General features: G+C 69.2%; 12 protein-coding genes. 3 read left to right on the top strand and 9 right to left on the bottom strand.

The genetic code is table 11. The features are described 5' to 3' along the window. Window positions 1-531: an inorganic diphosphatase gene (gene ppa, locus AC07VX_RS20045; protein ID WP_493166299.1), complete on the bottom strand. Its 531-nt coding sequence runs from the start codon at window positions 529-531 to the stop codon at window positions 1-3. A gap of 153 nt (window positions 532-684) precedes the next feature. Here ppa and AC07VX_RS20040 point away from each other — a divergent pair, with 153 nt between their 5' ends. Together AC07VX_RS20040 and AC07VX_RS20035 are read left to right on the top strand one after the other, a co-directional pair. Beyond that, window positions 685-2,856, top strand: coding sequence for a sodium-translocating pyrophosphatase (locus AC07VX_RS20040; protein WP_493166300.1), 2,172 nt, complete (start codon window positions 685-687; stop codon window positions 2,854-2,856). A gap of 84 nt (window positions 2,857-2,940) precedes the next feature. After that, window positions 2,941-3,768 (top strand): J domain-containing protein, encoded by an 828-nt coding sequence (locus AC07VX_RS20035; protein WP_493166301.1) that lies wholly within the window; start codon window positions 2,941-2,943, stop codon window positions 3,766-3,768. Window positions 3,769-3,774: 6 nt separating this feature from the next. Here AC07VX_RS20035 and AC07VX_RS20030 read toward each other — a convergent pair whose 3' ends face one another. From AC07VX_RS20030 to AC07VX_RS20020, 3 genes are all read right to left on the bottom strand, one after another. Then, window positions 3,775-4,152 (bottom strand): hypothetical protein, encoded by a 378-nt coding sequence (locus AC07VX_RS20030; protein WP_493166302.1) that lies wholly within the window; start codon window positions 4,150-4,152, stop codon window positions 3,775-3,777. A 64-nt stretch (window positions 4,153-4,216) separates the two neighbouring features. Next, window positions 4,217-6,895 (bottom strand): protein kinase domain-containing protein, encoded by a 2,679-nt coding sequence (locus tag AC07VX_RS20025; RefSeq protein WP_493166303.1) that lies wholly within the window; start codon window positions 6,893-6,895, stop codon window positions 4,217-4,219. Continuing rightward, window positions 6,892-7,446, bottom strand: a complete 555-nt coding sequence (locus tag AC07VX_RS20020) for an ECF-type sigma factor (RefSeq protein WP_493166304.1) — start codon at window positions 7,444-7,446, stop codon at window positions 6,892-6,894. Before AC07VX_RS20020 ends, AC07VX_RS20025 begins: the two co-directional genes overlap by 4 nt. A gap of 182 nt (window positions 7,447-7,628) precedes the next feature. Here AC07VX_RS20020 and AC07VX_RS20015 point away from each other — a divergent pair, with 182 nt between their 5' ends. Beyond that, window positions 7,629-8,138: a diguanylate cyclase domain-containing protein gene (locus AC07VX_RS20015; RefSeq protein WP_493166305.1), complete on the top strand. Its 510-nt coding sequence runs from the start codon at window positions 7,629-7,631 to the stop codon at window positions 8,136-8,138. Window positions 8,139-8,154: 16 nt separating this feature from the next. Here AC07VX_RS20015 and AC07VX_RS20010 read toward each other — a convergent pair whose 3' ends face one another. The 5 genes from AC07VX_RS20010 to AC07VX_RS19990 form a co-directional block, all read right to left on the bottom strand. After that, window positions 8,155-8,850 (bottom strand): ABC transporter ATP-binding protein, encoded by a 696-nt coding sequence (locus AC07VX_RS20010; protein WP_493166366.1) that lies wholly within the window; start codon window positions 8,848-8,850, stop codon window positions 8,155-8,157. A gap of 11 nt (window positions 8,851-8,861) precedes the next feature. After that, on the bottom strand, window positions 8,862-9,641 hold the full coding sequence (locus AC07VX_RS20005; protein WP_493166306.1) for an ABC transporter ATP-binding protein: 780 nt from the start codon (window positions 9,639-9,641) through the stop codon (window positions 8,862-8,864). Then, window positions 9,638-10,933, bottom strand: coding sequence for a branched-chain amino acid ABC transporter permease (locus AC07VX_RS20000; RefSeq protein ID WP_493166307.1), 1,296 nt, complete (start codon window positions 10,931-10,933; stop codon window positions 9,638-9,640). Before AC07VX_RS20000 ends, AC07VX_RS20005 begins: the two co-directional genes overlap by 4 nt. After that, window positions 10,933-11,892 (bottom strand): branched-chain amino acid ABC transporter permease, encoded by a 960-nt coding sequence (locus tag AC07VX_RS19995; RefSeq protein WP_493166367.1) that lies wholly within the window; start codon window positions 11,890-11,892, stop codon window positions 10,933-10,935. The genes AC07VX_RS20000 and AC07VX_RS19995 overlap by 1 nt, the downstream gene beginning before the upstream one ends. A gap of 199 nt (window positions 11,893-12,091) precedes the next feature. Further along, window positions 12,092-13,342, bottom strand: a complete 1,251-nt coding sequence (locus tag AC07VX_RS19990) for a branched-chain amino acid ABC transporter substrate-binding protein (protein ID WP_493166308.1) — start codon at window positions 13,340-13,342, stop codon at window positions 12,092-12,094. Window positions 13,343-13,388 lie beyond the last annotated feature (46 nt).

The raw sequence follows: 13,388 nt of genomic DNA, 5'->3' as shown, positions 1-13,388 counted from the left end.
TCAGGCCTTGTTGTAGTTGGCCATGCCTTCGGTGATCTCGCGCTTGGCGGCGTCGGCGCCTTCCCAGCCCTTGACCTTGACCCACTTGCCCTTTTCCAGGTCCTTGTAGTGCTCGAAGAAGTGCTGGATGGCGGCGCGGCGGGCCGGGTTCACGTCCTCGATCTGCTGCCAGTGGTCGTACATCGGCAGGATCTTGCTGGTCGGCACGGCCAGCAGCTTGGCGTCGCCACCGGCCTCGTCGTCCATCATCAGCACACCAAGGGGGCGGCAGGTCACGACGACGCCGGGCGTCAGCGCGAACGGGGTGATGACCAGCACGTCCACCGGGTCGCCGTCGTCGGCCAGCGTGCGCGGGATGTAGCCGTAGTTGCACGGGTAGTACATCGGCGTCGTCAGGAAGCGGTCGACGAACAGCGCGCCGGTTTCCTTGTCCACCTCGTACTTGATCGGATCGGCATTCATCGGGATCTCGATGATGACGTTGAACTCGTCGGGCGCCTTGGCGCCGGGGGTCACGTTGTGCAGGCTCATGGTCGTCGTTTTAGGTGCTAAGGAAAACCCGCATTCTAGGTTTGCTGGTAAACGCTCAGCTGACAGCGCCGACCCCGCACTTAAGCTCCGCCGCGCAAGCCCGGCCGCAGTCCGCACGGGCCATAGATGACACGCTCAACAGGAGACTCATACATGTCGACGGAAGTGGCGCTGTATTTCGCGCTGGCCTGCGGCCTCGCGGCCGTTCTTTATGGCTTCATCCAACGAAGCTGGATCCTGAGTCAGGACGCCGGCAACGCCCGCATGCAGGAGATCGCCACGGCGATCCAGCAAGGTGCCGCCGCCTACCTGGGCCGGCAGTACCGCACCATCGGCATCGTCGGCGTCGTGCTGGCCATCGCCATCGCGGTGTCGGGTCTGGGCACGACGACAGCCATCGGCTTCGTCATCGGCGCGGTGCTCTCGGGCATCTGCGGCTTTATCGGCATGAACATCTCGGTGCGCGCCAACGTGCGCACCGCGCAGGCCGCCTCCAAGGGCATCGGCCCGGCTCTGGACGTGGCCTTCAAGGGCGGCGCCATCACCGGCATGCTGGTGGTGGGCCTGGGCCTGCTGGGCGTGGGCGGCTTCTACATGGCCATCGGCGGCGGGCATGACAGCACGGCGCTCAAACCCATGCTGGGCCTGGCCTTCGGCTCGTCCCTCATTTCCATCTTCGCCCGCCTGGGCGGCGGCATCTTCACCAAGGGCGCCGACGTGGGTGCCGACCTCGTCGGCAAGGTCGAGGCCGGCATCCCCGAGGACGATCCGCGCAACCCGGCCGTGATTGCCGACAACGTGGGCGACAACGTCGGCGATTGCGCCGGCATGGCTGCCGACCTGTTCGAGACCTACGCCGTCACGCTGATCGCCGCGATGGCGCTGGGCGCACTGATGGTGGTGGGCGGCTCGGCCCAGGCCGGCGTCGTCTACCCGCTGGCGCTCGGCGGCGTGTCCATCATCGCGTCCATCATCGGCTGCTACTTCGTCAAGGCCAGCGCCGGCATGAAGAACGTGATGCCGGCCCTCTACAAGGGCCTGATCGTGGCCGGCGTGCTGAGCCTGATCGCCTTCTTCTTCGTCACCAAGGCCATGTTCCCCGGTGAAATCGAGCTGGCCGGCGGCGCCAAGACCAACGCCATGGCCCTGTTCGGCGCCTGCACCGTGGGCCTGGTTCTGACGGCGGCCATGGTCTGGATCACCGAGTACTACACCGGCACGCAATACCACCCGGTGCAGCACGTCGCGCAGGCCTCCACCACCGGCCACGGCACCAACGTCATCGCCGGCCTGGGCGTGTCGATGAAGTCCACGGCCTTCCCCGTGCTCTTCGTCTGCGCGGCCATCTACTCGGCCTTCATGATGGCGGGCCTGTACGGCATCGCCATCGCCGCCACCTCCATGCTGAGCATGGCCGGCATCATCGTGGCACTCGACGCCTACGGCCCTATCACCGACAACGCCGGCGGCATTGCCGAGATGGCCGAGCTGCCCGCCAGCGTGCGCGACGTGACCGACCCGCTGGACGCCGTCGGCAACACCACCAAGGCCGTGACCAAGGGCTATGCCATCGGCTCCGCCGGCCTGGCCGCCCTGGTGCTGTTCGCCGACTACACCCACGCGCTGGAAGCCCGCGGCGCGCACATCAGCTTCGACCTGTCCGACCACAAGGTCATCCTGGGCCTCTTCATCGGCGGCCTGATCCCCTACCTGTTCGGCGCCATGGCCATGGAGGCCGTGGGCCGTGCAGCGGGCGCAGTCGTCGTCGAGGTGCGCAAGCAGTTCGCCGACGGCGCCATCATGGCCGGCAAGAGGAAGCCCGACTACAGCGCCGCGGTCGACATGCTGACGACCGCCGCCATCAAGGAAATGATCGTGCCGTCGCTGCTGCCCGTGGCCGCACCCATCATCGTCGGCCTGACGCTGGGCCCCGCGGCCCTCGGCGGCCTGCTGATGGGCACCATCGTGACCGGCCTCTTCGTCGGCATCTCGATGTGCACCGGCGGCGGCGCCTGGGACAACGCCAAGAAGCTGATCGAGGAAGGCTTCAAGGACGACAAGGGCGTAATCCACAAGAAGGGCTCGGAGGCGCACAAGGCCGCCGTCACCGGCGACACCGTGGGCGACCCCTACAAGGACACCGCCGGCCCGGCCGTGAACCCGCTGATCAAGATCATCAACATCGTGGCCCTGCTCATCGTGCCGCTGCTGCCGCTGCCGGCTGGCAGCAAGGCGCCCGAGCCCGTGGCGGCCACGCAGGCTGCCGCACCGGCAGCGCCCGCGGCCAGCTCGATCGAGGCGCCGGCCTCGGCGGCATCGCAGTAACACCCAGGTAAATCCGGTGCACAACAGCCCGTTCGCGGGCTGTTTTCACGTCCGGCCCAGGCAGAATTGCCGCTCATGGCGAGCATGGCAATCACGAGGCACGATCTGACGCGGCGGCGCGAGCAACTGCAGGATCTGCGGCGCTACCTGGCCGTGCTGGAGGCCGACCACGACGGCGCCCGCGCCAAGCTGCTGGGTTTCCGCCAGCGCTACCTCGAAGCCCTGGGCCCGCTGATGCGCGAGCTCGACGAACTCGAGACCCAGCTCCATCAGGCCACCGCCCTGCTGTCCGAGGCGTTGAAGCGTCAGGGCGTGGACGCCCCCACGCCAGCTTCACCCCGCGCCAAGGCCTGGCCCGACGTGCCGGCCCTGCCCGAAGCCACGCCGCTGCCGCCCGAGCCCACCGGCCCGCTGACCGACCTGCCGCCGCCCAGCCTCAAGACGCTGTACCGGCGCGCAGCCATGCGCTTTCACCCCGACCTGGCACCGGCCGGCCCGGACCGAGAGGTCTGCGAGCAGCGCATGATGATCGTCAACGACGCCTATGCGAGCAGCGACCGCGCGCGCCTCGAAAGCCTGCTGCTGGCGGCCGGCGAACTGCCCGAGAAAGTCATCGGCGGCCCGGCCGATGCGGTGCGCGCCTGGCTGGGCCTGTGCGAGCACATGGTGCAGGGCCGCATCCGCATCGTGCAGGCCCAGACAGCGCTGCTGCAGGCCCAGCAGATGCACGAGTTGCGCATCGCCGTCGAGCGCGCCGAGGTGGGCGGCATGCGGCCGCTGGACATCATGGCCGCGCGGCTACGCGCGCAGATCGCTGAGCGCCGCCAGGAGCTCTACATCGGCGAGCGCGTCGGCGGCGACGCGAACCTGGCGGCGGACTTCCTGCGCAAGCGCCATCAGCGCCTGGCTTAGCCCGGCTCAGGGGCACTCCTCGCCGTTGGTGACGACAGGGTCGCTGCTGGGGTAGAGCGACGCCACCGCGCCGCGGTTGGAGAAGATCAGCACCACACCCTTGGAGACAGTCTGGGTGGTCGGCATCACCACGCTGACGGAGCCCGCGTCCGCTGCGCAGAAGTTGTGGTCGGACATGACCGGCGCATGGCCCAGCGTCTTGTAGCTGGCGCCCAGCAGGCTCAGCCCGGACCCCTGCGCCTCGACGATCTCGCAGGCCGGGGCCGTGGGCGGCACGATGAGCGCGTCCGAGGCCACGGGCTGGGTGCAGGCGGGATCGGCGAAATAGCTGCAGGCCGCGAACTGGCCGTTGGGTTCGGCCTTGACGTAGTAGGTCGTGGTCATCGGAGCGAGTGGCAAGTGGCTGGGACCGCAAAGCTAGCAGCCAATCTCCACGGACTCCGGCGCCTCAGGGCCGGGCAGTTGCCGCTTCGCGGACATTTGCCACGGGCGCGCCCGGTTCCGCGCTTCTGCAACGGGCCGCCGCCTGCCACACGCCGGTGACGAGGTGGTCGACGTCGACCAGCCCCTTCAGCAGCGCCAGATCCTCCGTCACGTGCCCGCAGGCGTCGCCGTCCGTCAGCCACCGGGCAGCGGCCGCGTGGAGCAAGGCGTCGTCGATCCTCGCCAGCGCCCGGCCCAGGCGCAGCTGCCCGGGACGCGACTTCAGCGCGGTCCTGAGCTGCTCACGCACGCGGCCGACCTCCGCGGCCGCGGCCGGGCTGCCGGCCGGCGCGGCCGATGCCCACGTCAACAGAGCCCAGCGTGCCCGATCGGGCAGCCGGGTCACGCGGCCGGCGGCGCCGCCGGACTGTTCCAGCTGGTCCAGCTGCTGGCCCAGCTGGAACAGGGCTTGCTGCAGCTGTGGGCGCGGCAGCGGTGCCACCTCCAGCGCCAGCAGCTGCGTGACCAGGGCCTCCGCCTGCCAGGCGCGGTTGGACGGGTCACGCGCGACGAGTTGGCCGAACCCCGCCTGCGCGGCGCGAAAGGCTTCGGCCGCCTCGGCCGGCCGGCTCAGTGCGGCCAGGGCCTCGCCCTGCCAGCGGTGCAGGATGGCCTCGCGGTTGGCCGAGGGCGCGTCGTCCGGCTGGGCCTGGCGCAGCGGCGCCAGCGTGTCCAGCGCATCCCGAAAGGTGGCCAGCGCCGGCCCCGCCTCGCCCTGCCACAGCCGGACCTGGCCCAGCCAGCTGAGGCTGGAAGCCAGGTCGGACAGCGCCTGGTCGCGCTTGGCGGCGGGCATGGCCGGCAAGGCGCGGCGCTGCAGGCGGCTGGACTCGTCGAAGGCCCTTGCAGCGTCGGCGACGTGGCCCCGGTCCAGCGCCAGCACGCCCAGGTTGGTGTGGGCATAGGACAGCTCCAGCACCGCCTCGAGGTCGTCCGGCGCCTCTTTGAGCCAGGCCTGGCTGGCCGCCCGATAGGCCTCCCAGTCCTGCCGGGCGGCATCGAGCTCGCGCTGCAGCTTGTGGGCCTGGCCGGCCCAGAAGGCGGCCAGGCCCTGCGCCTTGCGCCAGGCCGGGGCCAGCGCGCGCTCCGGGGGGGCGCCCGCCAGCAGCTCCCGCGCTGCCGCCAGCGCCTGCAGCGCCGCCGCCAGCTCGCGGCGCGTCACGCGCACCTCGCCAATGACGATGAAGGCCTTGGCCCGGTTCAGCCTCTCGGCCGCATGGGTCGGCGCCTCGCCGGCCAGATGGTCCAGCGCCCGCCCGCCGATGCCGTCCAGCAGTTCCAGCTTGCCGAGGGGCCGCAGCTTGTCGGCGAAGTCGCCCAGCATGTAGGTCAGCAGTTCTTCGGACTGCAGGCGCCGCTGCTCGGCATGCTGCTCGGCAGCCTCGGCTCGGCGGGCCTGCAGCAGGCTCAGCCCGGTCAGGCCCAGCAGGCTCAGCAGGGCCAGGCTGGACACGGTCACCGCCAGCCGGTGGCGGCGCACGAAGCGGCCGGCGACGTACCAGCGGCTGTCCGGCCGCGCGCCGATGGGCTCGTGCGCCAGCCAGCGCTGCAGGTCGTCCGCCAGGGCCTGCGCGTTGACGTAGCGCTCGGCCGGCTGTTTCTTCAGCGCCTTGGCGACGATGGTGTCCAGGTCGCCGCGCAGCCGGCGGGCCTGGCGAGCCAGCGGCGGGTCGTCGCCGCGCGCGGCCGCCTCGGACAGCCGGCGCGGCACCTGCTCGACGACGGCCTTGAGCAGATCCAGCCGCGTCTGCGTCTCGCCCGCCGTCGGGTGGCCGCCGCCGAGCAACTGGTACAGCAGCACGCCCAGCGCATAGACATCGGTCGCCGTCGTCACTTCCAGCTGCTGCACCTGCTCGGGCGCGGCGTACTGGGGTGTGTAGGCATGGCCGGCGAGCTGCGTGAGCTCGGTGCCGGCGGCCTCCTGGCCGGCATCGTCCAGCAGCTTGGCGATGCCGAAGTCCAGCAGCTTCACCTCGCCTTCGCGGGTGACGAGGATGTTGCTGGGCTTGAGGTCGCGGTGCAGGATCAGCCGGGCATGGGCATGGCCCACGGCGGCCAGCACGTCGAGCAGCAGGCGCACCCGTGCCTCGACGTCCAGGCCGCGCTCGCGGCACCAGCTGTCGATGGGCTGGCCGTCCACATGCTCCAGCACGAGATAGGGCTGGCCCTGCACCACGCCGGCATCCAGCAGCCGCGCGATGTGAGGGTGGGACAGCCGCGCCAGGATCTGCCCCTCGCGGGCGAAGCGCCCCGCGTCGCCCGCGGCGAAGAGCCCGCTCTTCAGGAACTTGACCGCGACGCGGCCATCGAAGCGGCCGTCGGCGCGCTGCGCAGTCCAGACGCTGCCCATGCCGCCCTGGCCCAGCTCGCGCTCCAGCCGGTAGGGCCCGATGAGCATGCCCTCGGCCAGCTCGGCCGGGGGCGGGCCGCCCAGCTGCAGCGCCTCGGCCGCGGGGCGGTCCAGCAGGCCCTGGTCGCTCAGCGCCTGCTCCTGCCTGAGCAGGGTGGCCAGTTCGTCGGCAAGCGCGGCGTCCTGCGCCCACAGCGCGTCCAGCCGCCGCGCGCGGGCCTCGGCATCGAGGTCCAGCAGCTCGTCGAGCAGCGGGCTCAGCACCAGCCAGCGTTGCCGGGCGGGCGCACTCATGAGCTCAGGGCCATGGCCAGGAAGAGCTTGGCCTTCTGCCAGTCGCGCTGCACGGTGCGGTCCGTCACGCCCAGGGCCTGGGCGATCTCCTGCTCCAGCAGGCCGCCGAAGTAGCGCATCTCGACGACCTGGGCCAGGCGCGGCTCCAGCTGGGCGAGCTCGTCCAGCGCCTCGTGCACGCGCAGCACATGGCCTTCGTCCTGGGGCGCCAGCTCGGCCACGGCGGTGTTCAGCGTCAGCGCCTGCACGCCGCCGCCGCGCCGTTCGGCCTGGCGGGCGCGCACGAGGTCGATGACGACGCTGCGCATGGCGCGCGACACATAGGCCAGGAAGTGGCGGCGGTCCGGGAAGTCGGCCTGCGGCACGCCGTCCAGCCGCAGCCAGACCTCGTGCACCAGGGCCTGGGTGTCGAGCAGGGTCAGGTCGCCGGAGCGGCGCAGCCGGCTTCGCGCGAGGTGCTGCAGGTCGGCGTACAGACGCGCCACGACCTGGTCGGCCGCCCCCCGGTCGCCGGCCTGGGCCGCCCTCAGCAGTTCCGTGATCTCTTGCACCGGCCGCACTCTACCGGCCGGCGCGGGCCCGGCCGGGCAGGACAAACGCGGTTTCGCCAGCGCAGCCAAGAAATTTCGCGGGCCGATGTCGGGTCCGGGCGCCGGGCCGCGTTCTGGGTTGGGAAGGCCTCGCTGCGCCGCCCCCGGGCAGCCGCAAGGCCAGGCTTTTCCTGGAGTTGCCCATGTCCGTGACCCATCTCGTCCCGCAAGACGACGGCCCCACCGGCCGCAACGGCTACGCGCCCGCCCTGCCCCAGGTGGGCTCGCTGGCCGAGCTCGCGCCCCATCTGTCGCGGCGCCTGGCGCGCTGCCGCCGCGCCGGCGAGCGCCTGGCCATGCTGTGGATCGAGCTTGACCCGCTGCCCTCGTCGCGCCCCGACGCCGGCGAGCAGCGCACCGAACTGCTGCGCACGGCCAGCCTGCGGGTGCGCAACCGCGTGCGCGGCACCGACGAGGTCGTGCAGGTGGGCCAGCAGGGCTTCGCGGTCCTGCTGCCGAGCGCCGGCTCCGCGGAGGCGGGCCTGGTGGCACTCAGGCTGCAGCGCACGCTCACGGGCGCCTACGAGCTGGAAGGCCGGCTGGCCTACCTGTCGGTGGCCATGGGCGAGGCTGTCTTCCCCGATAGCGGCCCCACGGGCACCGAGCTCGCCGACGCCGCCCGCCACAGCCTGGCGCTGAGGCAGGGCGGCTGATGACGGCGGTGGCCCGCTACACCTCCAGCCATTCCTTGCGGATGTAGGCGTTGGCGCGCAGCTCGGCCGGGCTGCCCTCGAAGACGATGCGGCCATGGCCCATCACATAGCAGCGCTCGGAGATCTCCAGCGCGATGGCCAGCTTCTGCTCGACGAGCAGCACCGCGATGCCGCGGTTCTTCAGCTCTTTCAGGTACTGGGCCACCAGCTCGACGATCTTGGGCGCCAGGCCCTCGGTGGGCTCGTCGATCATGATGAGGTCGGGGTCGCCCATCAGCGTGCGGCAGAGTGTGAGCATCTGCTGCTCGCCGCCGGACAGCACGCCGGCCTCGGTGTGCTGGCGCTCGCGCAGCCGCGGGAACATCTTGTACATGTCCTCGAAGCTCCAGCGCGGCTTCGTCGCGCCCGACTTCTCGCCCAACATCAGGTTCTGGTGCACGGTCAGCTTGGGGAAGATGTCGCGGTTCTCGGGCACATAGCCCAGGCCCAGGTGGGCGATCTCGTAGGCCTTGCGGCCCACCAGTTCGACATCGCCCCAGCGTACCGAGCCCTTGGCATCGACCTGGCCCATGATGGTCTTGACCGTCGTGGAGCGGCCGGCACCGTTACGCCCCAGGAGGCTCACGATCTCGCCGGGCTTCACTTCCATGCTGACGCCGTGCAGCACATGGCTCTTGCCGTAGAAAGCGTGGACGTTGTCCAGCTTGAGGATGCGTCCCGAGCTCATGCCGCCGCCGCTTGAGTTTCTGCCAGGACCGAACCCAGATAGGCTTCCTGCACCCGCGCGTTCGCGCGCACCGCATCGGGCGTGTCGAAGGCGATGACCTCGCCGTAGACCAGCACGGCGATCTTGTCGGCCAGGCCGAACACCACCCCCATGTCGTGCTCCACGGTCAGCAGGGTCTTGCCGACGGTCACGTCGCGGATCAGCTGGATGAAGCGCTTGGTCTCGCTCTTGCTCATGCCGGCCGTGGGTTCGTCCAGCAGGATGACGCTGGACCCGCCCGCGATGGTAATGCCTATTTCCAGCGCCCGCGCCTCGGCATAGGTGAGGTTCATGGCCAGCACGTCGCGGCGCTTGTCGAGCTTGATCATCTCCAGGATCTGCTCGGTGCGGTCGTTGGCATCGTCCAGGTCGGCCAGGAACTTCCAGAAGGCATAGCGGTGGCCCAGGCTCCACAGCACGGCGCAGCGAATGTTCTCGAACACCGACAGCCGCGTGAACAGGTTGGAGACCTGGAAGCTGCGCGACAGGCCCTGGCGGTTGATCTCGAAGGGCTTCTTGCCGTCGATGCGCCGCCCGTGCAGCTGGATTTCGCCCGAGGTGGGCGCGAAACGGCCGCTGATGAGGTTGAACAGCGTGCTCTTGCCCGCGCCGTTGGGGCCGATGATGGCGACACGCTCGCCGGCCTGCACGGCCAGGTTGGCGCCGCGGATGATCTCGCTCTTGCCGAAGCTCTTGCGCACGTCGCGCAACTCAAGCGCATAGGCTGTACCGGTCACAGCGCCTCCCTTCGCTTGATTTCCTTCTCGATGTCCTCCTGGATCTCGCCCCACTCGTGCACGTACTGGCGCCGCACGAGTTCGAACAGGGCGACACCGACGACGACCAGGAAGCCGGCGCCGAACCAGGCGTCCAGCCCCGCGCTGTTCAGCGTTGCGCCCATGAACTTCAGCTCCGGCCCCAGGGCCTCGTTGAGCTGGCGGTGGTAGACCATCTCGATCATCGTCGCCGCGCCGACCAGCGCCGCCAGCGCCGTGCCGCCCAGGGCTAGGTAGGACGTCCAGAGCTTCTTCAGCTTGCCGAAGGCGGCCACGCGCAGATTCATCAGGATGAGGCTGGCAAAGCCGCCCGGCGCGTACATGACCATGAAGAGGAAGATCAGGCCGAGGTAGAGCAGCCAGGCCTTGGTCAGCTCCGACAGCAGCACACCGCAGATGACCATCAGCACCGCGCCGATGATGGGCCCAAAGAAGAAGGTCGCGCCGCCCAGGAAGGTGAACAGCAGGTAGGCGCCGGAGCGCGAGGCGTGCAGCACCTCGCCGTTGACGATCTCGGTGTTGATGGCGCCCAGGCCGCCCGCGATGCCGGCGAAGAAGCCGGAGATCGTGAAGGCCATGAAGCGCACCCAGTGGGTGTTGTAGCCGACGAACTCGACGCGCTCGGGGTTGTCGCGCACGGCGTTCAGCATGCGGCCCAGCGGCGTGCGCGTCAGCGCGAACATGGCGGCCGTGCAGATAAAGCAGTAGACGGCGACGAGATAGTAGACCTGGATCTGCGGGCCGAAAGTGATGCCCATGAGGGGCTTGCCAATGACGCGGTTGCTGGACACGCCGCCCTCGCCGCCGGAGAACTCCGGCAGCATCAGCGCCAGCGCGAAGACGAGCTCGCCGATGCCCAGCGTGATCATCGCGAAGGGTGTACCGGCCTTCTTCGTCGACACATAGCCCAGCAGCGCGGCGCAGACGAGGCCCGCGAAGCCGCCCACCAGCGGGATCAGGCTGACGGGCAGGCCGAGCGTGCCCGCACCCGCCATGTTCAGCGCATGGATGGCGAGGAAGGCGCCCATGCCGCTGTACACGGCGTGGCCGAAGCTCAGCATGCCGCCCTGGCCCAGCAGCATGTTGTAGGCCAGGCAGGCGATGACGCCGATGCCCATCTGCGTGAGCATGGTCTGCGCGAGGCCGCTGGTCCAGATGCGCGGTGCGACGAAGAGGATCAGGGCGAAGAAGCCCCAGACGATCCAGCGCCCGACGTTGAAGGGCTTGAAATGGAACTCGGTGGCCTTGGACATCAGTCTTCTCGCGTGCCGAGCAGGCCCTTGGGCCGGAAGATCAGGATCAGCACCATCAGCAGGTAGGGCAGGATCTGGGCAACGTCCTTCAGCGCGAGGCGCAGCACCGGATAGCCGGGGGTTTGCGGCGTCACGGTGAATCCGATGGACGTCAGCGCCGATGCCAGCGAGGCGTCCACCGTCAGCGGCAGCGTCTGCAGCAGGCCGATGACCAGCGAACCGACGAAGGCCCCGGCCAGCGAGCCGATGCCGCCCACGACGACGACGACGAAGATGATGGAGCCGACGATGGCCGCCATGTTGGGCTCGGTGACGAAGGTGATGCCACCTATGACGCCGGCCAGCGCCGCCAGCGCGCAGCCGCTGCCGAACACCAGCATCAGCACCCGCGGCACGTTGTGGCCCAGTGCCTCGACCATCTCGGGATGCGTCAGCGAGGCCTGGATGACGAGGCCGACCCGGGTTCGCGTCAGCAGCAGCCACAGGGCCAGCAGCATCAGCAGGGCGACCAGCATCATGAAGGCGCGTGTCAGCGGGAAGGTGGAGCACAGCGCCGCCGTGCACAGCTCGGGCGCTGCCTTGCCGAGGGCGAAGGACAGGCCCTGCGCGGGCGAGGAGATGATGGTGAAGGCCGAGCCCTGCAGCGCCTCCGGCGGCGTGAACGGCACGGCCGTGCGGCCCCAGATCAGCTGCACCAGTTCCAGGATCACATAGGACAGGCCGAAGGTGATCAGCAGCTCAGGCACATGGCCGAACTTGTGCACCCGGCGCAGGGCCAGGCGCTCGAAGCCCGCGCCGAGCCCCCCGACCGCCAGAGGCGCCAGCAGCAGCGCCGGCCAGAAGCCGAGGATGCCGACCAGCGAGTACGCGACGTAGGCGCCCACCATGTAGAAACTGGCGTGCGCAAAGTTCAGCACGCCCATCATGCTGAAGATCAGCGTCAGGCCCGAGCTCAGCATGAAGAGCAGCAGGCCGGACGACAGGCCGTTCAGCAGGTTGATGAAGACTTGATCCAAGACCTGACCCTCGATAGACCGCCCGCCGGGTTGGTTCGGATGGCGTCGCGAGCGGGTCGAGGTCGGGTTCGAGGCGCGCAGCCGTACTCCCGTACGGCGAGCACCACGAGCCCGAGATCGGCCCGCGCAGCAGCCAGACGAATCAACCCGGACGCTTCATTTCGCAGGAGGTGGGCGTCGACGAGACATAGCTCTCGAACTGCTTCACCGGCGCCAGCGTCATGCCCGTCTTCTCGGGGCTGTACGGGTACTTGGCATCGGCCTTCTGCCAGACCGAGATGAACAGCGCCTGCTGCAGCTGATGGTCGGTCTTGCGCATGGTCACTTCGCCGTTGAAGCTCTTGACGGTCAGGCCTTCCAGCGCCTTGGCGACCTTGACCGGGTCAGTCGACTTCGCGTTGGCCATCGCCTGGCTCAGCATCGTGTAGATGTGCTGGACGCTGAGCGTGTACATGTCGTCGTTGAACTTCTTGTTGTATTCCTCGGCGTTCTTCTGCGCCTCGCCGCCCATGTTGTAGTGGCTGTAGGCCACCTGGAAGACGCGGCCCGCACCGCCCTGTCCCAGCGCCGTGGGCGTACCGGTCACGCCGGTGTAGTAGGTGAAGAACTTGCCGTTGTAGCCGGCCTCGTTGGCAGCCTTGACGAGCAGGGCAAGGTCGGAGCCCCAGTTGCCGGTGATGACGGTGTCGGCGCCGCTGGCCTTGATCTTGGCGACATAGGGCGCGAAGTCGCGCACCTGGGCCAGCGGGTGCAGGTCCTCGCCCACCACCTGCACGTCGGGGCGCTTGCGGGCCAGCATCTCCTTGGCGTACTTGGCGACCTGGTGGCCGTGGGCATAGTTCTGGTTCAGCAGGTAGACCTTCTTGACGTCGGGCTGGTCCTTCATGAAGGTGGTCAGCGCCTCCATCTTCATGGAGGTGTCGGCGTCGAAGCGGAAGTGCCAGAAGCTGCACTTGCTGTTGGTCAGGTCGGGGTCCACCGCCGAGTAGTTCAGGTAGAGGATTTCCTTGCCCGGGTTGCGCTCGTTGTGCTTGGTGACGGCGTCACTCAGAGCCAGCGCCACGCTGGAGCCGTTGCCCTGCATGATGTAGCGGATGCCCTGGTCGGCCGCGGCCTTCAGCAGGTTCAGCGACTCGGCGGGGCTGAGCTTGTTGTCGAAGGTGACGAGCTCGAACTTCACGCCGGCCGGGTTGCTCTTGTTGAACTTCTCGCCAAGGAACTGGAAGGTCTTGACCTGGTTCTGGCCCACCGGGCCCATCAGGCCGGAGAGCGCATCGATGTAGGCCAGCTTGACCGTCTCGCCCTTCTGCGCCTGCGCGCCGGTGGCGGCCAGCGCCAGTGCAGCAGCGGCGACGAGGCGTAGCGGGGAGCGGGTCGAGTTGATGTCGAACATGCTTGTCTCCTGTGGTGGACTGAATGTGAACGAAAGTTAATGCAGC

This window comes from Roseateles sp. GW821-FHT03B02 (assembly GCF_059421025.1).
This window is presented reverse-complemented; position numbering and strand designations above follow the sequence as displayed.

Excerpts from the sequence above, each read along its gene's own strand:
- AC07VX_RS20015 (WP_493166305.1), top strand. The coding sequence starts at position 7,629 with ATGTCCGTGACCCATCTCGTCCCGCAAGACGACGGCCCCACCGGCCGC.
- AC07VX_RS19990 (WP_493166308.1), bottom strand. The coding sequence starts at position 13,342 with ATGTTCGACATCAACTCGACCCGCTCCCCGCTACGCCTCGTCGCCGCT.
- ppa (WP_493166299.1), bottom strand. The coding sequence starts at position 531 with ATGAGCCTGCACAACGTGACCCCCGGCGCCAAGGCGCCCGACGAGTTC.
- AC07VX_RS20030 (WP_493166302.1), bottom strand. The coding sequence starts at position 4,152 with ATGACCACGACCTACTACGTCAAGGCCGAACCCAACGGCCAGTTCGCG.
- AC07VX_RS19995 (WP_493166367.1), bottom strand. The coding sequence starts at position 11,892 with ATGCTGAGCTCGGGCCTGACGCTGATCTTCAGCATGATGGGCGTGCTG.
- AC07VX_RS20040 (WP_493166300.1), top strand. The coding sequence starts at position 685 with ATGTCGACGGAAGTGGCGCTGTATTTCGCGCTGGCCTGCGGCCTCGCG.
- AC07VX_RS20000 (WP_493166307.1), bottom strand. The coding sequence starts at position 10,933 with ATGTCCAAGGCCACCGAGTTCCATTTCAAGCCCTTCAACGTCGGGCGC.
- AC07VX_RS20035 (WP_493166301.1), top strand. The coding sequence starts at position 2,941 with ATGGCAATCACGAGGCACGATCTGACGCGGCGGCGCGAGCAACTGCAG.
- AC07VX_RS20025 (WP_493166303.1), bottom strand. The coding sequence starts at position 6,895 with ATGAGTGCGCCCGCCCGGCAACGCTGGCTGGTGCTGAGCCCGCTGCTC.